Genomic DNA, 25,467 nt, shown 5'->3' on the forward strand with positions numbered 1-25,467 from the left:
ATAATCATGCCAATTGCAAAAAGCGTACACGGTATTCAATTATCATATGAGGTTACCGGTGACGGTCCCTTAGTCGTCGTCTTTCAGCATGGCTGGGGGTCGACCGTTCGCCACTATGATGCAATACTGAAGCATCTGCCTGTCGAGGGCCGCAAATTCATCACTGTCGACCTGGCGGGGCATGGCGCCTCGACAAATCATGATGATGCCCACGGTGTCGCCGCCTATGCGCAACAGCTGATCGATGTTGTGAACGACGCGGGCTGCGACAAGTTCGTCACCGTAGGACACAGCATGGGGGCGAAATTCAATCAGTATCTGCGTTTGATCGCACCTGACAGGCTGCTCGGCCAAGTCTCCCTTGCGCCTTCACCCGCGGGATTTGCCTTGGAGGAGGCGACCGATGAAGCCATCAACTATTTGGCCAGCAATTCCGGCAACCCGGCAGGTTTCGAAGGCGTGCTTCGCAGCCTTATCACCGAGCCGGTCCCGGAGGATTTCATAAAGAGCTGGGCTGCTGAAGCCGCACGCATTCCATCCTCCATTCTTGCGGCCTCGATGCATTGCATCGGTCACACGGATTTCGAGGGCGACCTTGCGAAGTCCGGCGCTGTCGTGCCGACTCTGGTCCTGGCCGGCAAGCGCGATCCGATTTATCACATGGACAAGGTTGCCGAACGCATCCCGCGTGAAGCGCCGCATGCCGTTCTTCGTTTCATGGAATCCGGACATGACATTCCGAACGAGCGGCCGCTTGAGACATCATTGATCGTGGATGGTTTCTTATCCGCCATTCAGTCCGGCCTTGCGGCGAAAGCATAAAAAGGCGGAAGACAACCAAGCTGTTGCCATGGAAACGAGCGCTGGAATGAACAGGTTCCTCTTCTGCTGCCAAGCTAGTCAAGCGACATCGTTCTTCGGCAAGCTTTCAGACTCCGGCGGCCTTTTCCTTCTTTTCCATCGTCGAAAAGATCCATGTGATCGCCTGCTGCATCCACCGAAGGCCAGCGTCGTTACGAAAGTTTGAGTGAATATGCAGTTGTACATCAATGCTGGGCAGATCGAACGGAATATTCAACAGCGCAAAAGCACCTGTCGCGTTTATCTTCTGCGACGCAGAGTGCGGAAAGATGGCGGCAAATTGAGAATAGCGAACGATCTCCGGAACATTTGTGAAATGTTCAAGCCTGACAGCGGTGCTTCGCCTGACACCCAGTTGCGTCAACAACGCGTCTACCATCTTGTAACCGGTCGCGTGAACGGCAACCTCCACAAAAGTCAACTGCGAAAAAGCCTCTTGCGTCAGAAGCTTGCCAGCCATCGGATGAGAGGCCCTAACCAGGCATATAAACCAGTCCTCCAGCACGAAGGTGCTGATATAATCGGGTTTAACAAGATCTGGCAGGTATCCGAGCGCCAAATCGACTTGGCCGGACCGAAGCGCAGCGCCAACGGTGTGAGCCTCGAGTTGGATGGACTTGATGCGCACGGCCGGCGCCGCTTTTTCCAGATAGGAAAGCATCAGCGGAAGGCAATAGAATTCGGAAATATCCGACATTGCGATGGTAAATGTGCGGTCCGATTCGGCAGGCCGGAATTCATTGCTGTCCAAGACCGTGTGGCTGATAATCTGAATCGCCCGGTTGAACGGTTCGTAAAGCCGTTCGGCCACGTCGGTTGGCAACATCCTGTGTCCGGAACGCAGGAAAAGCGGATCGTCGAAACGTTCGCGCAGACGGCGCAGGGAATGGCTGACGGCGGGCTGCGTGAGGCCAAGCCTTTCGCCGGCCACCGAAATGCTGCGCACCTCCCAGATCGCCAGAAAGACCTTCATCAGGTTCAGGTCGAAATTGTTTATATTCTTTCTGTTCATGGGAAAGATAAGAACAATAAATATCCTTCATTACAAGTACCCGCAGCTACCGGACTGACATTATTCGGCATTCGGCGAACTTTCCCTGCGGTAGTGCCAGTGGATCTCAGCAGCCAAGCCAGGCGCAATATTTCACATGTCATTGCGACGGGAGTGTTATGCATATCCCAGGTTAACGCGCAAAACAATCAATCAAAACAAGGTATTAGGGTGAGAACCCTATATTATTATTTTTATTCATGCGGAAGATTAGAAAGATGCATTGGACGAATTGTTACGATGGCGCTTTGATATGGAAAAGACGAAAGGGAGTTATTTCATGAATGGATTCGCGGTGCGGCAAGCTCAGCAGGCGGAGTTTGAGTCTTCCGGTTCGATTGAAGGCGCGAAGCTCACGGAACAGCCTGCCTTTGTCACTCTGCTGCAGGCAATCGAAGACAGGCGTGGCGAATTCGACCGGTTGCGGCATGTGCCACGTGATGTCATCGACATGATGAAAGCGGCCCGCATTTTCCGGGCAGCGACTCCTACGCAATTTGGCGGCGATGCTTTGGCTCCACACCATTTTTTGAAAATGGTGGAAAAGATCGGTGAAGTGGACGGGTCTGCTGCATGGGTGGCCGCATTCGGCTCTGCCAACACCTATATCGCCGCATTGCCATCCGAAACCCAGGCCATTATTTACGCAAAAGGCCCGGACCAGGTCTATGCGGGCGGGCTCTATCCCTTGCAACCGGCGGAACGGGTCGAGGGCGGCTGGAAGGTCAGCGGCCGCTGGAAATTTGCCTCCGGCTGTAAGGGAGCCGACTGGATAGGCGTCGGCATGACCGGCAAACTTTCGCCCAATGATACAGATTCAGGACAGGCGCCGACGGTTAAAATGGCTGTTTGCCCTGCGGATGAGGTAGAGATCATTGAAACTTGGGATGTCGTCGGAATGCAGGGAACCGGCAGCCACGATACCCAAGTGAAAGACAAGTTCTTTGCCGACGCATGGACATGCGACCGCGGTAGTCCCGGAATTTTTGACGCCCCGCTTTATCGTTATCCTCCTCTCGCCTATCAGGCACAGGTCCACGCTGCTGTAAACCTTGGCTTGGCACGCGCCGCGCTGAATGTGGCGGTGGACATGTCGGGCGGCGCCAAGATCATGCCAGGAGCGCCGATCCTTGCAAGCCGCGGCTATTTCCGTTCCGGTCTGGCCGAAGGAGAAGCAAGGCTACGCTCGGCCCGTTCATTCTATTATGAAATGGCGGAGCAGGCCTGGGATGAGTTGCAGAATAACGCCTCTCTCTCTCTGGAACTGAACAATCTGTTGCGGTTGAGCGCGAGCCACGCAGCGAAAGCGTCCGCTCAAACCGTACAGGATTGTTACCGCATTGTTGGAATGGCCGCTATCCAGCGCACACATCGCATGCAGCATATCTTGCGCGATGCGCTGGTCGTGACACAGCACGCTGCGCTCAACGATGCGACCTTCGAAAACGCGGGGGCGGTTCTTGCGGGCATGCCGGCAATCGCTGGTTATCCGTGAGAAATCGCGGTGTTTTCCCCGCTGAACGGGATCGGATGAAATCACTGTTTTGTACGGCCTCTGGCCTGCATACAGACGCAAGCTTGCCTGCCAGGCCGGAGAATACGGAAAGGAATGAACGATGACGAACATCGACAACGTCGCTACCCCGCAGTTCGACTATGAGAGGATGGTTCAGGCAGACCGCGCGTTGCCGGTCCTTTATACCGATCCTGCTCTTTTCGACGAGGAAATGCGCAAGATATTTTCCAAGACGTGGGTTTGGGTCGCGCACACCTCCGAAATCGCGGAACCGGGCAGCTACACGATGGCCCATGTCGGTCTTGAACCCGTCATCGTGACACGTGATCGCAAGAATAAGGTCCATGTTCTGGTCAACCGTTGCCGTCACCGCGCTTCGACGGTTTGCGAAGTGCACAAGGGCAAGACCAACAGCTTCGTATGCCCCTATCATGGCTGGGCGTATGCGCTCGACGGCAGCCTGCGCGGTGTTCCTTACGAAACCGGCTATGCAGGTAAGCTTGAGCGTGGAGAACTGGGACTGAAGGCGCTTCGAGTGGAAGAATACAATGGTCTGATCTTCGCGACCTTTAATGAGGATATCGAGCCGCTGGAAGGCTTTCTCGGACCTGCCAGGAAATGGATCGATCTGTTCATGAAACAGAGCGCCGGTTATCCGATGATCACGCAAGGCGAGTTCAAATTCACCTTTAAGGGTAATTGGAAAATTCAACTCGAAAACACTACCGATGCTTATCACTTCCCGCTTGTGCACAAAACCTTTCTCAATGTGACAGATGCTGAAACCGAGGACATGTTCGACATCTTGAACAAAGGTGGTTGGGTTGAGGATTTGGGCAACGGCCACAGTGTCATGGTCATGATGCCGGAGTTGGTCGATCTGGAAGAAAATCTCGATGCGCCAATTCCCGAGAAATTTGCAGAATTGGCTGACCAGTTGCGTGCCGAAGGTCATAGCGAAGACAAGGTCCGCCAGATCATCCGCGCTGTCGGCGGTGCCGGTTTCAACCTGAACCTTTTCCCCAATCTTGGCTGTTCTGCCGCCTTCTTCCGCGTCCTACAGCCGGTCTCGGTCAATGAGACGGACGTGCGCCATCTCGCTCTCGGCATGGGCGGCGGTCCGGAGGTGGCCAATCAGGCACGCCTTCGCATCCATGAATTCTTCCAGGGGCCCATGGGCTTCGGTAGCCCGGATGATGCCGAGGTGTGGGATCGCGTGCAGCACGGCGCACGCGGCCGTCAGGATCTCTGGGTGCTGTTCAATCGAAGCCTCGAAAACGAAGAAGCGGGCGAAACCGGTCTGGGCCGTGGCGATGTCAGTTCGGAGATTGGGATGCGTTCCGCCTATCGCCAATGGAAAACGATGATGGAGGCTTGAGATGGACCTGACAATCAACACGGCGCACCCCACGATTATGGACGCTATAGTCTTCGCATGGCTTGAGGCTGATCGGCTGGATAACGGCGAATATGATGAATGGCTTTCCATGTGGACGCCAGACGCGCGCTATATCGTGCCGGTCGAGCCGGGCGTAACCGATTTCAAGGCGCATCTCAACTACGCCTATGACGATCACGCTATGCGTGAAAAGCGGATCGAACGTATGTTGAGTGGTGTTTCGGTTTCGGCCTCTCCACTTGCGGTCACGGCCCGCTCGCTGTCACGCTTCCGGCTGCTATCGGATGATGGTGAAACAATAGAATTGCGTTGCATGCAGCGGCTCACCGAATTCCGGCGCGGTCGTTCACGCGACTACGCGGCCAATGTCGAATTCCGCCTCAAGCGAGAGCCTTCAGGTCTCAAGATCGATCAAAAGGTCATTCGACTGATCAATGCGGACCATGCGCTTGGGGGCATCAGCTACATACTCTGATCGGCCGGAAATCAGAAATTTCGGGAACAATGATGATAAACGTAATTATTTCGAAACGGGAAATGCAGGCGGAAGATATCGTCGTGCTGGACCTTGCCAGGGCTGACGGCTCCGCTCTGCCAACTTTCGAGCCGGGCTCTCACGTCGATGTCGAAATCGAACCAGGTCTCGTACGCCAATATTCACTTTGCGGCGACCCGGCTCAATCGGGCAGCTACAGGCTAGGAATTCTGAAAAGTCCAGAGTCTCGTGGCGGTTCCACCGCTATCCATGCTCGCTTTGCGGTGGGAAGCACGATTCGCATCGGCGATCCCAGAAACCTCTTCCCACTTGAAAAGAATGCGCCGGCAAGCATTCTCGTCGGCGGCGGGATCGGTGTAACACCGATGATTTCGATGGCCTACGCTTTGCATAGTGCCGGCAAGCCGTTCCTGCTTCATTATTGCGCCCGCTCCCGTTCCCGGGCGGCGTTTCTGGACGAGTTGGCCGAGGCGCCTTTTGCGGATCGGGTAAATCTGCACTTCGATGATGAGCCGGTGGATCAGCGATTCAAGCCATCCGTTGACCTGCCATCGCCCGAAAGTGGCGCGCACGTCTATGTTTGTGGTCCCTCTGGTTTTATGACCTGGCTCAAGACCGAGGCTGATAGTCGCCGTTACCCCGCCACGCAATTCCATCAGGAATTCTTCAACGCCGAGGTGGAAAAAGGCGGGGAGTCATTTGAGGTGGAACTTGCGCGCGACGGCCGCACGGTAACCGTGCCGGCGGATAAGACAATTGTCCAAGCGCTCTTCGAAGTTGGTGTAGACGTGGACGTTTCGTGTGAACAAGGCATTTGCGGAACCTGTCTTTGCACGGTTCTTGAGGGTGTGCCCGATCACCGCGACATCTATCTGACAGACGAAGAAAAGGCGGCCAACGACCAGATAACCCTGTGTTGTTCGCGCTCAAAAGGGCCAAAACTGGTTCTGGATCTGTAATTTCAAAGGGAGATATCTCTATGACTGCGGCTCATTTACAGGCTTCCGCCCAAACTTTCCGCAACGCCATGTCTCTTTTGGGCGCCGCGGTCAATATTGTTACCACGGACGGTCCGGCAGGCCGGCAGGGGATTACAGCTTCGGCAGTTTGCAGCGTTACCGATACGCCGCCGACACTGCTTGTTTGTGTCAACCGCAATTCGAGTGTGCACGACAAGATTGTCGCTAACGGCACTCTCTGTGTCAATGTTCTGGGACACAGCGATGAGGCCCTTGCCAAACAATTCGCGACGCCGGGGCTGACATCGAAGGACCGCTTTGCCGGAGGCTCCTGGACCAGTTTTGTGACAGGGGCGCCGGCTCTCGAAAAAGCAACGGTCAGTTTGGATTGTCGTGTGGTCGAGCGCCACGAAGTTGGAACCCACAGCGTGTTCTATGCGCAGGTATTGCATGTAGCGCAAGACGACAATCGCCAGAGCCTGGTCTATTTCGACCGCAGTTTCCATATGTTGGGAGCAGCTGGTCAACAGGCCGCCCTATAAAAGGCAGCGCTTCAAACCGCAAAGGTGAATTCATGCCGGAAAATAACGAAACCATAAAAGCCCTCGTCCTCCGAGTCGAAACTCTTGAGGCGGAGGCCGAGATCCGGCGGATACAGAGCCGCTATATGTCTTTATGTGATACGCCAATTCCCGAATATGATGTGAAGAGCGATGCCGAGCGCATCGACCGGATCATGGATCTCTATACAGAGGATGCCATTTGGGAAGGCGTTGGCGAGTATTACGGCAATCAGTTCGGTAAACTGAAAGGTGCCGCTGCCATCCGCAAACATTTCGAGGCTTTCTGGAATGACAGGAAAGATCCGGCCCTGCTTCTTAATTGCCATTATCTGACATCCGAACAGATCCACGTTGATGGAAGCACGGCGAGCGGACAATGGGTCCATATGCAGCCCTGGTTCTTTTCTGACGGCAAGGCGCTACTGCGCTCCTCGCGTCTCAACAATGCCTTCCGTAAGGCACTGGACGGGAAATGGAAGATTGCACGTACGCGGACGGAAAACGTGTTCATTGCGCCACTGCCAGCGGGCTGGGCAACGGACTATCCGGTCACTTCGGTATTGATGAAGCCTTGATTGATATCGCAAACCCGAGGAAATATCACTGTGAAACATAAATCCGCAATGTGGCAGACTTATCAGTATCAAGGTCATGAAGTCGTCATTATCCAGCAATGGCAAGACCCTTTCGGCAAGTCGATGGTCCGCATTGCAGCCAATCTCGATGGGGGTTTGATCGCGGACGGCATGCTGGAAGAAAAGTTCCTGTCGGAGGCGATTTTTCTGGGTCAGATGACCTTGGAAATCGTGGAAGGTGCGAATTGATGAGCGCCTTTATCAATAGAATGGAGCTCGGCAGGACGACCGGGTTGCGGGTGGCAATAAAAGACACGATCGATATTGCGGGCCTGCCAACGCGTGCTGGCTGCCGCGCTCTTGATAGCACCCCTGCCGCCGCTGCCAATGCCGTCGTGGTTGACCTCATTCTTGATGCCGGTTGCCGGATTGTCGGAAAAACGGTTCCACACGAACTAGCCTTTGGCGTCACCGGCATCAACGACTGGGCCGGGACACCACAAAATCCGAAGTTTCCCGATCTTATCCCAGGCGGCTCCTCCAGTGGCAGCGCGGTTGCTGTAGCCGAAGGGAGTGCCGACGTAGCAATCGGAACAGACACGGGCGGATCGATCCGGATTCCGGCCGCTTGCTGCAGCGTGTGGGGATTGAAACCGACTTTTGGACGGGTGAGCCGCAAGGGCGTTATGCCTGAGCGGACGACGTTGGATTGTGTCGGACCATTTGCGCGATCTCTTGGTGGGATTGTGCAAGCCATGGAGATCATCGCGCCCGATTTTGTGCCAACAGCCGTTGACGGGGCAAAGGTCGCGATGATCAGTGGACTGGCTAACTGGGAAATAGACCACCAGATGGACAAGACCATTGCCCGAAGCGGCTTTGAAACCTTCAAAGCGAGCTTGGAATTGATGCCGGTGGCTTTTACAGCGGGCCTCAGCCTGATCAACTCTGAGACCTGGGCTGCAGTTGGCCATCTCGTCGCAACCGGTTTGGTCGGCACGGACGTTGCTGACCGGCTGATTGCGGCGTCACAGGTCGATGCCAGCGAGTTGAACGATGCTGAGAAAGTGCGCCGACAATTCACCGAAGAAGTAGATGCGTTGTTGAATGAGGTGGATGTCATTATTCTTCCCACGCTGCCAGTCTTCCCGCCGACTGTCCTTGAGGGCCGAAACAATCGCTCTGCTGTGGAACTGACCCGGCTTGTCAGACCCTTCAACCTTTCAGGCCATCCGGTATTGGCAATGCCGCTCGGGCCGCTTGAGGCAGGTCCCGTGTCTCTTCAGATTGTCGGGCGGAAAGGTGAGGACGAACTTGTCTGCGCAGTGGCTGCTCTTATAGAGCCTGTCGCAACTTTGATCTGAGATTCTAGAATTGCCACGTTCCGGGTAGGATTTTCGTACTCAATTCCCTAACTGAATTCAGGCTATCTTCCGCTTGACTACGCTTTCGAGCGCATAGCGCTGCGCGATGTTAAGAAAATTCCTTAGCTGCGGAGAACGATTGTCACGCCGGTAGTTGACTGAAAGCGATGTATTTGGGTTAGGACCGGCATATCTTTTATAGCTGACACCCGCGCGCTGTGTAGTCGATACCGATTGAGGCACAATCGATACGCCAACGCCGACCGAAACTAGGCTGATTGCCGTCTGATAGTCCATCGCCATGACCGTCCGAACATGCGGGATACCGGCTGACTGACAGACGTTGAGCACATAGTCTGCAAAGCTTGGCCGCGGTTTACTCGGATAGAGGATAAAGGTCTCGTCACAGAGATCGGCGAGGTTTGGAACAGCTTGTGAATTCAGCGGCGAATTGTCCGGCAACGCAAGGATGAGGGGCTCCTGGTGCAGGAATTCCGTCTTCACCTCGTCGTCCACAATCGACGGGCGAGCGATTGCCACGTCGATCTCACGCTGGATCAGCGCCCGCTTGAGTTCGGCATTGTTCATCGTCGTCAGCACCAGCTCGACTTCGGGATAGTGCGAACGATAGGATTTGACTAGCGTCGGCAACACGCCATGTGTTGAGGACCCGACAAATGCGATCCTCAGCCGCCCCTCGCTGCCGGTGCCGATACGGCGCACCTCGGCAAAGGTGCTGTCCAGACTGGCCAACAGATCGCGGGAACGTTCGAGTAGTATTTCGCCAGCCTGCGTCAGCCGAATCTGGCTGCGTGAGCGATCGAAGAGCAGTGCGCCGACATCCTTTTCGAGTTGGCCGATTTGGCGGCTAAGCGGTGGCTGGGCCATACCGAGGCGCACGGCCGCGCGACCGAAATGCAGTTCCTCGGCCACCGCGATGAAATATCTAAGCCGCTTCAGTTCCAACGGCGGTCTTTCCTCCCGTGACGATCGCCAGCGCGCGAGCAAAATAGGGCCGGAAACGCGCCGGGTTCTCGCTCATCGGAAAATGCCCGAGTTCGGTCATAATCTCAAGCGACGAACCGGGGATCGCCCTGTGTGTTCGTGTCGCATCCTCTGGCGTGCAGGTGAGATCGTATTCGCCGCACAGGATGTGGACCGGCGCAACCTTCGTATCGATCCTGCCGATATTGGCGACAAGGCTTTCGTCCTTCGTGTAAAAGCTCAGATCACCGCGGAACACACCCGGCCCCGACTGCATGAACATCCAGAGTGTGTTCCAGCGCTCGGCAGTCGGCGCGTGCGGGGCTATGTTGGCGGAGACCAGAGCTGCACCCATCTCGCCGCCATGCGCATCGGGCCGGTGGAACCAATCAATGTCGTACCAGGCCGGCTGGAAATCGGATGCCTCGATGGCGACAAAGCCCGAGAACCGGCCCGGATGCAGCGCCGCAATCTGCAGCGCGATGCGGCCGCCCATCGAGCAGCCGGCAAGCACCGGCTTATCAAGCTCGAGCGTGTCGGCAACTCTCAGTACTGTCTCGATATAGCAGTCGGTGGTGAGGAGATATTCCTCGGTCTCGAAGCCTTCTGGCGGCAGCGACTTGCCATGCCAAGGCATGTCGAAGGCGATGATTCGATGGTCGGACGAAAACGCGGAATCGTTGAGGATATGCCGCCATTGGCGCGTATCGGCGCCTGCCGTGTGCAGGCAGAGAACCGGCGGGCCTGCGCCGTTCTCCTCGAAATAGATGCGGTGCGGCCGACCCGCGATGTCCACGGTGAGATAGCGGCCGATAATAGGTTCGATGACGCCGGTCATGCTCTTTCCTCCTCGCGGGGAATAGCCAGAAGCTCCTTGAAAAAACGAAGGTTCTTGACAAGGCTCAATATGTCGCCGTCGATGCTGGCACGGCCGAGCTTGACGAGGCCGAAGAGGTCGTGGAAGCCCGGCGCCGGCTGAACCTGCCAGAACCGCTCGAGCGCGTCAGCGTCGGTGCGGATGGCGAAGCGCCAAGGTGTCTTGCGGTTGCGGCCGTGCGCGATCTTCTCGATCCGGCCGCGATGGAAGGTGAGATAATAGCAGTCATCGTCGATTTCCATCAGCACGGTCTCGCTGAAGAGGGCGCCCATGCGCAGAAGATGTGGCCGGGCGTCGAGGCGTTCGGCGATGCGTTCAAGTGTCGGCAGAAGGGCAGGGGTGTCGCTCATGCTCAGCCCGCCCGCGTCAGGTGCTTGATACGGTCCTCATCAAGCACGAGACCGAGGCCCGGCCCCTCCGGCAGATGGATCTCAAAATCGCGATAGGTCGGGCCTTCGAGCACGAGGTCGTTGACAAGGATCTTCGGACCGAACTGCTCTGTGCCCCACTCCATCTTCGGCAGAGTCGAAAAGACGGCGAGATGCGCCGCGGCCCCGATGCCGCTTTCGAGCAGGCAGCCACCATAGAGTTCCATGCCGACGGCGCTCGCCACTCCCGCGGCGCGCTTGAGTTCCAGCAGGCCGCCGCTCTTCACCAGCTTGAGCGAAATGACGCTGCCGGCGCCAGCCTGTCCGGCACGGATGATATCGGCTGAAGTGAACACCGCCTCGTCTACCATCACTGGAATCGAGGTGCGGGCCGCGATGCGGCCGAGTTGCTCGATCTGTGCCGCCGGCAGCGGCTGCTCGATCAGGCTGATGCCAAGTTCGTCGAAGGCAGGCAGCCAGCGCATCGCGGTCGCTTCGCTCCAGGCCTGGTTGACGTCGACGATGACCTCGACGTCAGGGCCGAGCGCGGTGCGGATGCGGGTAAGACGCTGGATATCGGTCTTCGGGTCGGCAAAACCGATCTTGACCTTGAATCGGCGGTGCTCACGCTTCTCGATCTTCTTCTTCGCTTCCTCGATTTCCTGTCCGGCATCGCCGGAGGCTAGAGCCCAGATGATCGATAGGCTGGAGCGCACCGCCCCGCCGAGCAGAGCCGGGGCTGGCAGACCAAGCGACTTGCCGACTGCATCAAAGAGAGCTGCTTCGATAGCCGCCTTAGCAGCGTTATTGCGGCTCGCAGCTTTAGAAAGACGGATGGCGTTCTGCTCGAAGCTTGCGGCATGGCAACCGGCAAGCGCCGGGGCCAGATAGCTGTCGATCACAGATTTGATCGATTCAACGCTTTCCTCTGCCCAGCGTGGCCCCCCAAGTGTGGAGGCCTCGCCATAACCCTCGACACCGTTTTCCAACATCACCCGAACCAGCACATAGTTCTGGTGCGAAATTTCAGTGTTGGACAGTTTGTGCCGACGCACTGTGGGTGCATCTATGATCGACGAAGCGAAGCTGCGGACTGCAAGATCACGCCATGAGGCGCTCTCGTCGAGCACTGCCATCGGTTCTACAAGAGCCATGCTCGTATTACTCCAGGTGTCGGTAAAAGGGAGGCATGCCTCCTCTAAGAGGCGTGGCGGAGAAGCTATTCGGCGGCTATAGCCACTGCTTCACGCTTGAGCACGAAATCGAAATCCATGACGTAGTCGGTCTTTGACCCGGAAGACGTCTTCTTCAGTTTCCCGATAAGATCTTCCTTGACGGCAAAGACAGAGTCATTGTCCAGAAACTTCGTCTCGGAATCGAATATCTGCGAGATCAGTGGCCGGTAACCATCCTTGGTGATCATGAAGTGAATATGGCCCGGTCGCCAGGGATGGTGCCCCATATAGTTGAGCAGTTCACCTGCTGCCCCGTCATAAGGGATTGGATAGGGCACTGGCCGGATACCGATAAAGGCATAATGCCCGTTTTCATCGGTTTGGAAGCGGCCACGCAGATTGTAATCCGGCTGATCCGGATCCTGCTGCTCGTACAGCCCGTTCGGCGCATCTTCCCACACGTCGATCGTGACGCCCGCGAGCGGTTGGCCGTCGGTGCCGAGGATGCGCCCCTGCACCAACACCGTCTCCTGGTCAGGGAAATCCTTCTGGATGATCGAAGCGCCGTTCGGCAGCACCGGCGGATTCTCGCGGTAGAAGGGGCCGAGCACGGTCGAACAGCTTTCACCTTCGGTCACCGGATGGTCGATCATGTCGACCAGAACTTCAATACCAAGAATATCGCTGATCAGGATGAACTCGTTCCGGTTCTCGTCGGATATGTCGCCGGCGCGGCGCAGGAATTCGCAAGCTTGCAGCCATTCGCTGTGGGTCACCTTCGTTTCCTTGCAGAAATCGTGTGCGTGCCCGATGAGGCCGGTTAGAATTTCGCGGTGGCGTGGCGTGATATCGTTGCCCAGTGCGGCAATGACAACATCTGAAATATTGTCGATGGTAACGTTTCGCATTTCATTCCTCCCTAGAGAGCGGTCCGTCGTCAGCAATGTTGATCGTCGTCTGCCCAAATCACAATGCCCGCAAAGATATGAGATCATACCTCAGCGCTACTCGGTCACGGCAGAAATGAGTTCTTCATTGCAAACTCATCGATAGAGGATGACGGCCGAATATCAGCCTACAGCGGTGATCCGTGCTGAGCTTACAAAGGGGCTGTTTTTGCTTTGCCGGGCAGGCGTTTGTCCACAGGATGGAGGCATTTAGAAGCGAGCAACTGTCTTTATCGATAAAAATCCAGATCGATCCGCACGATCGTTTGAGAAACTGCCTTTGCTCCACGTTGCGGCAAATTGATGTGACATGCAACAGGATAGCCTAAACGCTCCTGGTCTTCCAATTCCGGCGCTGCCGACTGTGCTTATTCCCTTACCAAATCGCTTCAGTCCGAAGCTTGCGATTCAACTCGATCAGGTGACCAATTGATAATCGCGGCAATCAATGTCTTTTCGGTCAGATCGAGATAATGCATCCAGAGGCTTTCTGCTTTATCTGCATCATGTGATTTTATCGCATCGCGAATCTGTTCCTGCCGATTGACGATTTCCTTCCGAAGCTCGAGATCGGAAAGTGTGGAAGAACGAATGAGGCCCAGGTGGTTATTAAACTGCGCAATCGCATTGCTCAGAATCTTATTTGAAATGCGCTGGAAAATCGCGTCCCGGAACTCTTCGTTGGCTTTGGCAAAGTCTGCCGCACTTCGTGTGCCTATATGCGCGACCTCGCCGGCGATCGCACCAGACATACGTTCGATCTCGCCTCTCCCGAATTCATCAGCAGCAAGACGGATCGCAGCCGGTTCAAGTAATTTGCGAACGAAGATGATTTTGCGAATTTCGTCCGGGGTCGGAAACGGAACGATATAGCCACCGCCGGTCCGTGCCTCGAGCAATCCTTGATGGGTGAGTTGGTTTAGGGCCTCGCGGACCGGCGTGCGAGAAACGTTAAAACGTTTTGCCAACCCCTCTTCCGTCAAGCGTTCACCAGGCGAAATACTGCCCATGCGCAGGTCATGGAGTATTGCCTCGACCATCTGTTCGCGCAAACTCTCAGTCCTCTTGACGACATAGCCGGACATTCTTTTCTCCTTTTTCACGTTTTACTCTACTCAATCACAAGCACCACATTTCTGGCTGAAACCGCCATCGTGCAATCAGCGTTTGAATTCCGGGCGTATGTCGAACATGGAATATAACGAAATCCCTGGGTGATATCCCATGCGAGAATTAATCAACAAAACCGCAGTTAAAAAGCCCTATATACAGAATACAGTGCGTGTGAAAGGTAGGCCCGGATAAATAAAGCGAATTTCAAGCTTCATTCTTGTTCTCACAACGCAGCTAGGGCGGCGGTTGATAACGCGCGCCCCTGATTTCCGGGCGTTTCTGACGCAAAACCAGTCAGGACGAAAGCTTTCAGGGGCGATTTTTGATATCCGGCCATATAGTCATCCAAGTCCTTGGCTGCGCCAAGTAGACCGCCGTTATCCGGTGATAGCACGTGCGTCCAAAAAGCACCGCCTTTGGAACTTGACATGAATTGTATACGGAGTACTGTATTCGAATAACGCTAGAAAAATGGGATTTAGAAAATGGGGAATACAAAACTCAGTATGATACAGTCGGAACCCGTGCAGGCAAAAACAGACGTTCGAACCAACGGGTCCCCTTACTTTAGCGAACAGGAGATCAAAGAAGTCCGTGATGGAGTGGACGGTCTCAAAAGCATGCTGCCCGCGCGGTGTTATTATGACAATGACATCTACAATTATGAAGTCGAGAACATCCTCAAGAAGAATTGGCTTTGTGTGGGTCGTTGGGACTGGGCAGAGAACCCGGGTGATTATTTTACAACCCGCATGTTCGGTGAACCTATCGTTATCGTTCGCGGCCAGGACAGTGAGCTTCGTGCACTGATTAACGTGTGCCAGCACAGATGGGCTCAGGTCGTGCCCGATGGTTCCGGAAACACGAAATTATTTGTTTGTCCATTCCATAGCTGGACCTACGGCCTCGATGGTCAGCTACGCGGTATCGCTGCGCGGAGCCTGCCTGGATTCGACAAGAAAAACTGCAGCATGCCCTCGCTACGTCTGGAAGTCTGGGAAGGTTTCATCTTCATTAATTTTGATCAGGAAGCAAAGCCACTCGCGCCACAACTTGAGGGCCTGAAGGACGTCATCGGTAGGCATGGTTTGAGTGAGTACCGCTCTGGTGGGCGTGTCGAGTATGAAACGCAATGGAACTACAAGCTATCCTTTGAAACCGGTTACGAAGCGTACCATCACGAGGGTTGCCACAAATCGATTCTAGGAGGAACGGCGCACCAGTACGGACCGATTGCCTTTGGTGACATTTGGGGCGTGTATGCCGGAGAGCCTGAAGATGGACGCCACGCTTACCCATTCGGAAAGCCATCTTGGTTTACACCGGACGATGAAGAGAATTTTGACGAGAAGTCGATTTTTATAGGGATTTACCCGAGCCTTATTACCTATCTCAACACGCATCAGGTAACGTTCATTGTTACTGAATATGACGAAGTAAGCCGCAATCGGGCGATTACGGCCAACGCGTTTGCGCCGTGGGCTTTCGGGCGGCCAGGCGCTGATGATCTGATGAAAGAGCAAAATGGGCGTATGGCATTTGTCCAGGATCAGGACACTTCATGCTGTCAAAATCTGCAGAAAGGTCTTCGCTCCAGCTACAATACAAAAAGCGTTGTTCATCCGCTCGAATCTCAACTTTCCCATTATTACAACTGGGTAATGGGCCATTATTTGAAATAAGGCGACACGTTAGCGGTGCTTCTTGGGCAGTTCCGCGGAAGTCACGTTCGTTTTATGCCCAAACTGCTTAAGAAACAAAAAGAGTAACTGCCGTTATTTCTAAAACGGCAGCTCTGAATATACATTCACAAGGAGAGTACTATGGCATTATTGCGCGTTTCCGATGGTCGCGTGTTTACCGCAATTGAAGATATCAATGCAATTGTCAAACCCATGGAAATCGGCCGTTTTCCGTTTGACGATGCGCTGCGCGCGCGCGTTGACGCACTGCCGCAGCCGCTTTCGCCAGAGAATGCCAAATTGATAGTTGGCTCGCTCGATTCTTCTGTGCGTGAACGGTTGGATTCGGAAGGTTATGTTTCCTGGAGGGTGGGCAATGTCCTGTCCAAAGGAGAAGAGGGCTTTGCTTTTCACCAACATTTCGAAGGCGGCGAAACCGGCGGTGGCCAAAAATCACCCGAGCAAATAAAGGATTACCTGACGCCGCATCATGTGCTGGTAAACGATATTCACTTTGTCTTCACCGGTGCGATCATCAAGGGCGTTCAACTCGAAAACGGCTTGCAAGCTGTTTGCTATGTCGAAGCCGGCGAATGGATCCGTCTTGGACCAACAATCCTGAATTGGCCGATCTTCCCCTCCGGCAAGGCGATCACGGGCCTAAGCTTCTTCGATCAAAAGGCGGGTCCGGACCAGACATGGAAGATGGATCTCCATCCAGAGGTAAAGGTCGATCCGACCATGCTGTTTTGAGGCTGTCGCTGGCATATAAGAGGAAGACAAAGTGTCCAATAACGATGAAAAAGCCGCTATTGCGGCGACAATCCAAACCTATATCGATGCAATAAAGCATTCTCAGCCCGATCGCATGATCGAGGTATTTCATCCTCACGCGACCATCAGCCGGGAACGTCCGGATGGCTTTGCGATTTCAAGCAATCCGGGCGAAACGATCGCCGCCTATATGCGCTCAGCGCGTCCGACATCCGAAACCAGTCCCAATTTCAGCGGCGAGGTCATTTCCATTGATCAGACGCACGATATTGCTTCAGCCTGGATTATTGAGCGCCAGCTTGAGGGGAAAAACTTCGATACGTTTTTCCTTTTGCACAAGATCGACGGTCGCTGGGTCATAACATCAAAAGCGACTCAGGGCGTGGCTGCGTAAAACATAGCGAAAGAAAGCGGCAGAACAGCGTCTTCACTAAAACCGGAAAGCCCACGGGATTTGCCTGCCGAACAACGGACGAACCACAAAACCTGACCCTTACGCATCTGATGCGTGAGGGCCACCCTTTGTCCCACAGTTGTCGTGGAACTGACTGCAGGGGATCATAGAGGAGATTTCAGCGCTGACGTTGAATTTGAAAGTGAAGCAGTCGATCAGGTCGGTTTTGCTCTAGCGAGGGGTCTGAAAAATATCAAAAACAGTCTTGGCGGCGAGAGAGCCCGATCGAATGGGGAAATAGCGGAGGTGGTCCGAACCTGTCCTAAGGGGTAGCCTTTGTGATGACAGGCCTAGGAATAGAGCTCCCGAATTTTACAATGATAACACGCTCTTCGAGGCCGCGTGGTTAACCTGTTTTGGACTGGCAGAGTGCGGCCACCTCGGGTTGAGCGGGGCGCTAACAAGATCCACAGTTCTTTGAAGCTGACTGGGTCCACTGCGAAACCACGACGATCGCTTGGGTGAAAAGGCCCTCCATCGAGACCTGCTCAGCGCTTAGCGAATTGGACAACATTGACATAGAATTGAACAGCGGGCTGAGGGTCCCGGAGATTGAAATAATGTAGCAGCGCACGTTTCGTCATGCCTTTCTGGGTCGCTGGCGACATTCCACGCATCTCAATGCAGTCAAGCGTTAGCGTCTTTTGCAGGCGCTGCGTGGGGATTTTTTTGATTAAAAACGTGTTTGGGAGGACACAATGAACAGATTCAAAATTGCCATTCTTATCAGCATAGGTCTGAATTCGGGGTGTCCAATTGAGGCGCGAGCGACCGAGAATGGCTTTAGTGCATATCCACAGGGAGTTAATACCATCTTGAACGGGCTTGTTCCACAACCGGGACAGACTTGGATCCAGAATTATTCGACTTACTACTCCGCCAAAAGTTTTAAAGACAGCAACGGAAACAATCTCATTCCAGGATTTGATGCCGATCTAGCGGTGGAAAGTATTCGCGTAATGCATACTTGGGATTGGCAAATTGGTCAGTTCTCTGTTAGTTCGACTATCGTCTTGCCGTTCATTCACGCAGACATTGATACTGCGTTTGGCGGCACCGACAACACGGAGATAGGAGATGTTTCCGTCGGCCCGATGTATCTCGGATGGTCAAATCCCGATAAGACGTTTTTCGCTTACGCAGGGCTAGAGTTCTATCTACCCTCAAAAACGGAAGTATCGAATAAGGTTTTCAGTATTTCACCAAACCTACATCTGACATGGTTGCCGGATCCGCAGCTTGAGTTATCTGGGACTATAGGCACCGAGTTTCATTTGAAAAATGAGGATACTGACTACCAGTCAGGATCGCTTTCTTACATGGATTGGGCGGTAAACTATAGAGCATTCCAGTCCTTACCCCAGTTAGCTATCGGCGTTCAGGGTTATGCAGCGAAGCAGTTCTCCGATGACAAAATCGGCGGAACGACCGTCAGCGACGGTTTTCGCCAACAGGCTTTTGCGATCGGTCCCCAACTCGTTTATGCTATCGGGAACCGCGGCGGCGGCGTCGTTCTCAAGTGGCAGCATGAGTTTGACGTTGAAAACCGGCCAGAGGGCGACAAGTTCTGGTTCCAATTTCAGGTTCCGATCGGCAATTGAATCCGCGATTGCCGGCACATGGAGCGCATCTTTTTGGGTACGCCACATGTACTGTCGTTTCCAGAAAACCGACAAACGGCTGAGTGTCGGATTAGGGACTGATTTTTCAATGGGATTTTGCGGCGGGAGGCAGTCTGGTGTTACTTAGGTCCTCAAAGTCGAAAGCCCGTTCGAGAGTCGGCAGGAACTATTTTAGAAAGAGCGCGATTGGTTAGCACCTTCGCTGCGCAACAAACAGCAAACTTTTATCGACACGCCCTATAATAGTCCACGCTTTACGTGCGGGCGTCACAGAGTTGAAGTTGACTTAAATTGTATACCGAGTACAGTATTCATAGAGCGCGGAGACGGATTTAGACAATGGGAAATGTCAAAATCAGCATCGTAGAGGTGGAACCAATATGTGCAAAAACAATCCTAGACACAGACGGCTCCCAAAACTTGAATGAGCAGGAAATCAAGGCCGCGCGAAGGCGCCACCGGTATCAAAGGCATGTTACCCGCACAGAGCATCTACAAGTACGAAGTCGAAAATGGCATCCAGTCGAGAGGGCTCTGCGTAGGCCGGCGAGACTGGGGCGAGAACTCCGGCGATTTTTTCATAACCTGCGTGTTCAGCGAACCTGTCGGATCGTTCGAAGCCAAGATAGCAGGCGTCGCGCGCTGATCAACGTGGGCCAGCGTAGACGTTCGCAGACGTGCCCTACGTTTTTTCTTTTGCGAAAGGTCGATGACCGCTGGGTAATAACGTCAAAATTAACTCAGGGCGTAGCTGAGCATAAGCGAAGCTAGCCTGCGTGCGTCGCAAGAGCGGCTGACTGAAACTGGCAACCACCCGGGAATTTATATGCCGAACAACAGAACGAGCCGGGAAACCCTGACCCTGACCCATTGGGGTGCGTACCGTGTGATTTCCAGGGATGAGAGAATCTTGGCAATCAAGCCAGTTTCGGATGACCAAGAGCCATCCTTAATTGGCCAATCTCTTCTTGATACCCGGGACTGTCCAGTTCGCATTACAGCGCCGATGGTGCGCGCAAGCTATCTCGAGCGAGGACGTTTAGCCCATACGGACACGCGTGGTACAGAACCGTTTGTCGCGGTAGACTGGGCGACCGCCATCGATCTGGCGTCGACCGCTTTGCTGGACACGAGGCAAGAATACGGCAATTCGGCCATTTATGGCGGCTCATACGGTTGGGCAAGTGCAGGTCGATTTCATCATGCCCAGAGTCAGGTCCATCGCTTCCTTAAGATGTTTGGCGGCTACACAGACTCTCGGAACACGTACAGCATGGGGGCGATGGAGGTCATCCTTCCACATGTTCTTTGTGATCTCAGTACACTTTTTGCTCGAATGCCAAGCTGGGAAGAGGTCTCCCGCAATACCAGGCTCGTAATTTCCTTCGGGGGATTAGCGCTAAAAAACACGCAAGTAAATGTGGGTGGGGTCACCCGACATGATGCATTGAAAGGTATGAAACGATCTGCAGAAGCCGGCATAAAGTTCGTCAATTTTTCTCCGATCGCAGGCGACATAGTAGAGGATGTTAATCCAGAATGGATCCCCATTCGTCCTAACAGCGATATGGCTGTCATGCTCGCAATCGCCTACGTTCTGATCAAGGAAGGCTGTGTCGACTATGATTTCGTCGACCGGTGCTGCGTCGGATATGAGACGCTGCAAGCTTACATCCTTGGTCGGACGGACGGCATTCCCAAAACACCGCTGTGGGCAAGCGACTTGAGCGAGGTGCCTGCCCACACGATAGAGCAGATCGCTCGTGAGATGTCGTCCAAGCGATGCTTGATCACCGTCAGCTGGTCGGTTCAGCGGGGAGAGCATGGCGAGCAGCCGATTTGGATGGCAATTGCGCTCGCAGCGATGTCCGGCTCGATGGGGCTTCCTGGTGGCGGCATCTGCCTTGGACAGAATTCGATTCACAGCTTGGGCCACGCTGGCGCTTACCTTCCGGCAGCGTCATTGCCGCAAGGAGAGAACCCCGTAAAGAATTTCATTCCGGTTGCCCGAATTGCCGATATGCTGCTGAATCCGGGCGGCGAGTTCGACTATAACGGGCAACGCTTGGAGTATCCCAATATTAATCTGATTTATTGGGCCGGGGGCAATCCCTTCCATCATCATCAGGATATTGGAAAATTTGTCAGGGCCTGGCGCAAGCCGGAGACGGTCATCGTACACGAGCATTACTGGACGCCCACCGCTCGTTTTGCTGACATCGTCTTTCCATCCTCGACTATGCTGGAACGAAATGACATCGGCGTGGGAATGGACGACGGGACTATCATCGCGATGAAGCAATCTGTTCCTCCACCGCCCGGAATCTTTTCCGACTTTGAGGTCTTTTCGATGCTTGCTGAGCGATTAGGATTTGGCGCGCAATTCACCGAGGGCCTGAGTGAAATAAAGTGGGTCGAAAAGCTCTATGTGCAAACTCAGGATCGATGCCATCAAATAGGGATTAAGTTACCTGATTTTGAAGAATTCTGGATGGAGGAGCGATTTACCCTCGCCCCAGGCCCGGGATTGCCTCCGATGTGCGCTGAATTGCGTTTCGATCCTGCTACTCACCCTCTATGTACGCCATCAGGAAAAATAGAGCTCTTTTCCTCCACTATCGCATCTTTCAACTATGCTGATTGTCCAGGGCATCCGACATGGATTGAACCGGACGAGTGGCTCGGCGGGAAACATGCTGAGCGCTTTCCGCTCCATTTGATTTCCAATCAACCTTCCACGCGCCTGCATAGTCAGCTCGATTTCGGCCGAACAAGCCTCTCCGGGAAAACGGGAGGGCGTGAGCCTTGCGAATTGAACAGCTTTGATGCCAAAGCCCGAGGCATCGCTGAAGGCGATCTCGTTCGGCTGTTCAATGAACGCGGCAATTGCATTAGCGTTGTCCATATCAATAACGGCATTCGACGTGGTGTCGTGAAGCTCTCCACGGGGGCTTGGTACGACCCCGAAATACCAGGTGACCCCACAAGCAGGTGTTTGCACGGCAATCCCAACGTGTTGACCCGTGATAAGGGAACATCACGTCTTGCGCAGGCTACGAGTGCACATAGTTGCCTCGTGGAGATGGAATTGCTGGATGGCAAGCACATTCCTCCCGCCAAAGCGCATCGGCCGCCACGGATCATCAAGGATCGCGCTGCTAAATCACCAGGCAGCGACGATCACTTAGAGTGCAAATAGTTTTCAGTCGGGCTGGCGTACGATCGATCAATCGCTGGTGCTTTGCACACAGCTGTCACCGATTGAGCACATCGACCCCGCGCTCTGCCAACGGACGGAGGTTACCTTTATTTATCGATATGACCACCCAAAGCAGTGTTGTACCCTTTAATTCGCAAGTTGCGAACACGAACTTGCTGCTGCTTCGTTACCATGTCCGTTTGGATAGCAAAGGCAGGCCTCTCATCATGCTGCTCAGCGACGGACTGAGAACGAACCTAGAGTTCGGTCCTCAGAGCCCACAGCTCGGGAAACAATTGGACCTCCAGCATTCGCTTCAGGTAGGAGACTCCACCCGTCCCACCGGTGCCGCGCTTGAAGCCGATCACCCGTTCTACTGTCGTAACGTGGTTGAAGCGCCACCTGCGAAAGTAATCCTCAAAATCGACCAGCTTCTCGGCAAGCTCATAAACCGCCCAGTGCCTCTCGGGATCCTGATACACTTGTGTCCAGGCGGAACGCACCTGCGGGCTTTCCTGCCTCATCGTCCGCCAGTCGCCACGCCGGGCGTCGATCCCAACGTCAAAACCCTCTCGGGCGAGAAGCAGGATTGCCTCATCGTAAAGGCTCGGAGCTGCAAGTATCGCGTCCAGCGTCGCAATAACTTCCGGTCTGTGCTCATGAGGTTTGAGCATGGCCAGATTGCGGTTACCGGCGAGAAACTCGATAGCCCGGTACTGGAAAGACTGAAATCCGGATGACATTCCGAGATACGGTCGAAACTGCGTATACTCACTGGGTGTCATGGTCCGCAGCACATCCCAGGCATTGTTCAACTGCTCAAATATGCGGCTGACACGGGCGAGGTTCTTCAATGCAGGATGCAGCCTGCCATCATGAATCGATGCCATTGCCGACCTGATTTCATGGACAGCAAGCTTCATCCACAATTCCGAAGTCTGATGCTGAATGATGAACAACAGCTCATCGTGCGCTGGGGAAAGAGTTTCCTGGGCGTCAAGCACCTTTTCCAGTTGAAGATAATCGCTGTAGGACATCCGTCCTTTGAAGGACATCTGCGCGCCTTCTGCGGCGGGATCATAAGCTTCAGTGCTCATGTCACATCCATTTTACTTTTGAATCTCGGAGAATCCCATGATCTGGACACCATAATTTGCTCCAGCACGTCGACAGACCGCATGACATCCCCCTCGTCGATGTAAAGGGGGGTGAAACCAAACCGCAGGACATCGGGGGCCCGAAAATCGCCAATAACGTCGCGGGCAATCAACGCCTGCATAATGCCGTAGCCTTCAGGATGGCGGAATGACACCTGGCTGCCCCGCTTGGAGCTATCTCGTGGGGATGCCAGGGAAAGGTCGGGACAACGGCTCTCAACTTCGCGGATGAATAAGTCGCTAAGGGCAATTGATTTTGCCCGGACTTCTCCCATATCCACCCGATCCCACACATCAAGGGCGGCACTAAGAATGCTCAATGCAATAACCGGCGGGGTTCCAACACGCATGCGTTCTATACCCACGCCGGCTCGATAGTCCAGATCGAAGGCGAAGGGCTGAGCATGCCCCATCCAACCCGAAAGGGCCGGTCTGGCTTCATCGGCGTGTTCGGGGGAGACGTAGATGAAGGCCGGGGCACCCGGCCCACCATTGAGGTACTTATAGGTGCATCCCACGGCGAAATCTGCTTTGGCGCTGCTAACATCAACGGGAATGGCTCCTGCAGAATGCGCAAGATCCCAGATCGCGAGGGCACCTGCCTGATGGGCTTTGCGTGTCAACGCCTTCATATCGTGAAGTCGTCCTGTACGGTAGTCAACCTCTGTTAGCATGACGACAGCAACAGTCTCGTCAATTGCTGCCTCAACATCCTCCGGATCAACCACTTTTAGGACGTAACCCCGGTCGAGTGACTTCAACAGTCCCTGAGCGATATACAGGTCAGAAGGAAAATTGCCGGTATCCGATATGACGACACGACGCTGCTTTCTCAACTCCAGTGCAGATGCCAGAGCTTGGTGGACCTTGATGGAAAGTGTGTCGCCCATAACGACTGTTCCGGCTGGCGCACCGATCAACCTGCCTATTCGGTCACCAACCTGGCCGGGTTGTCTATACCATCCGGCAGTATTCCAGCCCTTGATCAGCTGGGCGCCCCATTCATCGACAATCACCTTGCTGGCTGCATCTGCCGCCGCTGCAGGGAGTGGACCCAATGAGTTTCCATCAAGATAAATCATGCCCTCCGGCAGATGGAAAAAGTCACGCATGCTCGACATCTTCGCCTCCTTGTCCTGCAAGGAGATAACGCTCGGCCAATCTCGCCCAGAGAGCGGCCCCGACAGTGAGGTTTTCATCGTTAAAATCATATTGCGGACTATGCAGCGGTGCGGATTTTTCACCATTACCAAGCCGCAGAAAGCAGCCTGGTTTGTGCTCCAGGAAATAGGCAAAATCCTCGCTACCCGGGATCAAGGGGCATACGGAAACGCGATCGGCACCGACGAGCTCCGTCACTACCTTTGTTGCAAAGGCCGTTTCTTGTTCCGAGTTGGAAACAACAGGATATCCCAATTCGTATTCGACCTCAGCGGTCGCACCGTGTGCTTCGGCAATGGAAGCAGCAAGTTGTCTTATCCGTTGCTCAAGAAGTGAGCGAACCTGGGACGAGAACGACCTGACGCTGACTGAAATCTCGGCCTGGTCCGGGATGACATTCGAGGCGGAGCCACCACGGATCGTACCGACTGTTACCACGGCAGTTTCGATAGGATTGATACTCCGCGATACAACGGTCTGTAACGACATCACGAGGTTCGAAACGGCCACGATCGGGTCGATCGTAAGATGGGGCCGCGAGGCATGGCCACCACGTCCTTTGATCTTTATTCGGACTGTATCTCCTGCAGCCATCAGAGCTCCCGAGCGCATAAGAAAAGTTCCAGCGGGTGCCCCTGGATGATTATGCAATCCAAAGATTGCATCGCACGGAAACCGTTGGAACAAACCATCGGCGATCATCCTTTGTGCGCCGCTGTTGGAACCGGCTTCCTCCGCGGGTTGAAAGATAAGGTTGACAGTTCCGTTGAATCTGCGAGTGCGCGCAAGATATTCCGCCGCGCCAAGCAGCATGGCGGTATGGCCGTCGTGACCGCAAGCATGCATCTTGCCGGGTGAACGGCTGACATAGGAGACCCCCGTCGCTTCCTCAATCGGCAGTGCATCCATATCGGCGCGAATCGCAATGCTACGGGTGCCGTCTCCCTGCTGCAACCGTCCGACAACCCCGAGCCCGCCAATATTACGGTGTACCTCATAACCCCATTCTTCAAGCTTTTCAGCGACATACGCCGCCGTCTGGTGTTCTTCAAAGGAAAGTTCCGGGTTGGAATGCAGGCTCTGCCGGATGTGTCGAAGCTCATCACGGCGCAAGGCGAAGTCCGAAAGTTCCGCAAAATTGCCCGGTTGTATTGTCATGATTTTTACCCG

General features: G+C 54.4%; 25 protein-coding genes. 15 read left to right on the top strand and 10 right to left on the bottom strand.

What is annotated here, in order from left to right; all coding sequences use genetic code 11:
* Positions 1–6 precede the first annotated feature (6 nt).
* Positions 7–822: an alpha/beta hydrolase gene (locus tag PMI41_RS03070; protein ID WP_008121660.1), complete on the top strand. Its 816-nt coding sequence runs from the start codon at positions 7–9 to the stop codon at positions 820–822.
* Positions 823–928: 106 nt separating this feature from the next.
* Here the strand turns inward: PMI41_RS03070 and PMI41_RS03075 are convergent, their stop codons facing one another.
* Positions 929–1,834: a LysR family transcriptional regulator gene (locus tag PMI41_RS03075; RefSeq protein ID WP_162130114.1), complete on the bottom strand. Its 906-nt coding sequence runs from the start codon at positions 1,832–1,834 to the stop codon at positions 929–931.
* Between the two features lie 358 nt (positions 1,835–2,192).
* Here PMI41_RS03075 and PMI41_RS03080 point away from each other — a divergent pair, with 358 nt between their 5' ends.
* From PMI41_RS03080 to PMI41_RS03115, 8 genes are all read left to right on the top strand, one after another.
* A complete protein-coding gene (locus PMI41_RS03080; RefSeq protein ID WP_008121662.1) occupies positions 2,193–3,407 on the top strand; it encodes an acyl-CoA dehydrogenase family protein in 1,215 nt (404 codons plus the stop codon).
* Positions 3,408–3,528: 121 nt separating this feature from the next.
* The gene (locus tag PMI41_RS03085) at positions 3,529–4,806 is read left to right on the top strand and encodes a Rieske 2Fe-2S domain-containing protein (protein WP_008121663.1); all 1,278 of its coding nucleotides are present in this window, start codon (positions 3,529–3,531) and stop codon (positions 4,804–4,806) included.
* 1 nt (position 4,807) lies between these two features.
* Positions 4,808–5,302 (top strand): aromatic-ring-hydroxylating dioxygenase subunit beta, encoded by a 495-nt coding sequence (locus PMI41_RS03090; RefSeq protein ID WP_008121664.1) that lies wholly within the window; start codon positions 4,808–4,810, stop codon positions 5,300–5,302.
* 29 nt (positions 5,303–5,331) lie between these two features.
* Entirely contained in the window at positions 5,332–6,282 is a 951-nt protein-coding gene (locus PMI41_RS03095; protein ID WP_157179293.1) for a PDR/VanB family oxidoreductase, read from the top strand.
* Between the two features lie 20 nt (positions 6,283–6,302).
* Entirely contained in the window at positions 6,303–6,824 is a 522-nt protein-coding gene (locus tag PMI41_RS03100; RefSeq protein ID WP_008121667.1) for a flavin reductase, read from the top strand.
* 32 nt (positions 6,825–6,856) lie between these two features.
* On the top strand, positions 6,857–7,420 hold the full coding sequence (locus PMI41_RS03105) for a nuclear transport factor 2 family protein (RefSeq protein ID WP_008121668.1): 564 nt from the start codon (positions 6,857–6,859) through the stop codon (positions 7,418–7,420).
* A gap of 30 nt (positions 7,421–7,450) precedes the next feature.
* Complete coding sequence (locus tag PMI41_RS03110) at positions 7,451–7,669, top strand: hypothetical protein (protein ID WP_008121669.1); 219 nt, start codon at positions 7,451–7,453, stop codon at positions 7,667–7,669.
* The gene (locus PMI41_RS03115) at positions 7,669–8,784 is read left to right on the top strand and encodes an amidase (protein ID WP_008121670.1); all 1,116 of its coding nucleotides are present in this window, start codon (positions 7,669–7,671) and stop codon (positions 8,782–8,784) included. The genes PMI41_RS03110 and PMI41_RS03115 overlap by 1 nt, the downstream gene beginning before the upstream one ends.
* 57 nt (positions 8,785–8,841) lie before the next feature.
* Here the strand turns inward: PMI41_RS03115 and PMI41_RS03120 are convergent, their stop codons facing one another.
* From PMI41_RS03120 to PMI41_RS03145, 6 genes are all read right to left on the bottom strand, one after another.
* Entirely contained in the window at positions 8,842–9,750 is a 909-nt protein-coding gene (locus tag PMI41_RS03120) for a LysR substrate-binding domain-containing protein (protein ID WP_008121671.1), read from the bottom strand.
* Positions 9,731–10,606, bottom strand: coding sequence for an alpha/beta hydrolase (locus tag PMI41_RS03125; protein WP_008121673.1), 876 nt, complete (start codon positions 10,604–10,606; stop codon positions 9,731–9,733). The genes PMI41_RS03120 and PMI41_RS03125 overlap by 20 nt, the downstream gene beginning before the upstream one ends.
* A complete protein-coding gene (locus PMI41_RS03130) occupies positions 10,603–10,995 on the bottom strand; it encodes a hypothetical protein (RefSeq protein WP_008121675.1) in 393 nt (130 codons plus the stop codon). The genes PMI41_RS03125 and PMI41_RS03130 overlap by 4 nt, the downstream gene beginning before the upstream one ends.
* 2 nt (positions 10,996–10,997) lie before the next feature.
* The gene (locus PMI41_RS03135; RefSeq protein ID WP_008121677.1) at positions 10,998–12,167 is read right to left on the bottom strand and encodes a muconate/chloromuconate family cycloisomerase; all 1,170 of its coding nucleotides are present in this window, start codon (positions 12,165–12,167) and stop codon (positions 10,998–11,000) included.
* A gap of 65 nt (positions 12,168–12,232) precedes the next feature.
* Positions 12,233–13,096 carry an intradiol ring-cleavage dioxygenase gene (locus tag PMI41_RS03140; RefSeq protein WP_008121679.1) on the bottom strand — a complete coding sequence of 288 codons (864 nt, stop codon included), beginning with the start codon at positions 13,094–13,096 and terminating at the stop codon, positions 12,233–12,235.
* A 428-nt stretch (positions 13,097–13,524) separates the two neighbouring features.
* On the bottom strand, positions 13,525–14,220 hold the full coding sequence (locus PMI41_RS03145; protein WP_008121681.1) for a GntR family transcriptional regulator: 696 nt from the start codon (positions 14,218–14,220) through the stop codon (positions 13,525–13,527).
* Between the two features lie 513 nt (positions 14,221–14,733).
* On the opposite strand from PMI41_RS03145, the gene PMI41_RS24135 reads away from it, so the two are divergent.
* From PMI41_RS24135 to PMI41_RS03180, 6 genes are all read left to right on the top strand, one after another.
* Positions 14,734–15,930 carry an aromatic ring-hydroxylating dioxygenase subunit alpha gene (locus PMI41_RS24135; protein WP_008121683.1) on the top strand — a complete coding sequence of 399 codons (1,197 nt, stop codon included), beginning with the start codon at positions 14,734–14,736 and terminating at the stop codon, positions 15,928–15,930.
* A 141-nt stretch (positions 15,931–16,071) separates the two neighbouring features.
* On the top strand, positions 16,072–16,683 hold the full coding sequence (locus tag PMI41_RS03160) for a hypothetical protein (protein WP_008121685.1): 612 nt from the start codon (positions 16,072–16,074) through the stop codon (positions 16,681–16,683).
* Positions 16,684–16,714: 31 nt separating this feature from the next.
* The gene (locus tag PMI41_RS03165) at positions 16,715–17,098 is read left to right on the top strand and encodes a nuclear transport factor 2 family protein (protein WP_008121687.1); all 384 of its coding nucleotides are present in this window, start codon (positions 16,715–16,717) and stop codon (positions 17,096–17,098) included.
* Positions 17,099–17,856: 758 nt separating this feature from the next.
* Entirely contained in the window at positions 17,857–18,759 is a 903-nt protein-coding gene (locus PMI41_RS03170) for a transporter (RefSeq protein ID WP_008121689.1), read from the top strand.
* Between the two features lie 445 nt (positions 18,760–19,204).
* Positions 19,205–19,426: a hypothetical protein gene (locus PMI41_RS03175; protein WP_040853617.1), complete on the top strand. Its 222-nt coding sequence runs from the start codon at positions 19,205–19,207 to the stop codon at positions 19,424–19,426.
* A 180-nt stretch (positions 19,427–19,606) separates the two neighbouring features.
* Entirely contained in the window at positions 19,607–21,979 is a 2,373-nt protein-coding gene (locus PMI41_RS03180) for a molybdopterin-dependent oxidoreductase (protein ID WP_008121691.1), read from the top strand.
* Between the two features lie 257 nt (positions 21,980–22,236).
* On the opposite strand, the gene kynA is transcribed toward PMI41_RS03180, so the two are convergent.
* From kynA to PMI41_RS03195, 3 genes are read right to left on the bottom strand one after another with little or no spacing between them, the layout of a single operon-like run.
* Positions 22,237–23,076, bottom strand: a complete 840-nt coding sequence (kynA, locus tag PMI41_RS03185) for a tryptophan 2,3-dioxygenase (protein ID WP_008121694.1) — start codon at positions 23,074–23,076, stop codon at positions 22,237–22,239.
* Complete coding sequence (kynU, locus tag PMI41_RS03190) at positions 23,073–24,257, bottom strand: kynureninase (RefSeq protein WP_008121696.1); 1,185 nt, start codon at positions 24,255–24,257, stop codon at positions 23,073–23,075. The genes kynA and kynU overlap by 4 nt, the downstream gene beginning before the upstream one ends.
* The gene (locus tag PMI41_RS03195; RefSeq protein WP_008121697.1) at positions 24,241–25,455 is read right to left on the bottom strand and encodes a M20 aminoacylase family protein; all 1,215 of its coding nucleotides are present in this window, start codon (positions 25,453–25,455) and stop codon (positions 24,241–24,243) included. The genes kynU and PMI41_RS03195 overlap by 17 nt, the downstream gene beginning before the upstream one ends.
* Positions 25,456–25,467 lie beyond the last annotated feature (12 nt).

This window comes from Phyllobacterium sp. YR531 (genome assembly GCF_000282595.1).
Lineage (GTDB): Bacteria > Pseudomonadota > Alphaproteobacteria > Rhizobiales > Rhizobiaceae > Phyllobacterium.